Source organism: Roseibium sp. SCP14, from assembly GCF_040329475.1.
Classification (GTDB): Bacteria; Pseudomonadota; Alphaproteobacteria; order Rhizobiales; family Stappiaceae; genus Roseibium.
In genome coordinates this window covers 1-223 of sequence record NZ_JBDZYH010000060.1, presented here as the reverse complement: position 1 = coordinate 223, position 223 = coordinate 1, and the positions used below count along the sequence as shown (strand labels likewise).

The 223-nt window shown below is 57.0% G+C and carries 1 pseudogene; it reads left to right on the top strand.

Features of this window, described 5'->3' with window-relative positions:
• A pseudogene (locus ABLQ08_RS32615) lies at positions 1-223 on the top strand (hypothetical protein); the annotation flags it as partial.

Below are 223 nucleotides of genomic sequence, written 5' to 3'. Positions count from 1 at the left end.
GGTGCGGTGAAGGTTGATATTCGTTGGAACGGACGCAATGTCGGCAGCAGCGAAGGCAAAGACAGCTTCACGTCAATCGAGAACGTGACAGGGTCCGGCTTCAATGACTGGCTGTCCGGAGACGGCAACGCCAATGTTTTAACCGGTGGCAATGGAAACGACATTCTGCTGGGACAAGGCGGGGCCGATACGCTGATTGGCGGCGACGGCGACGACAATCTCA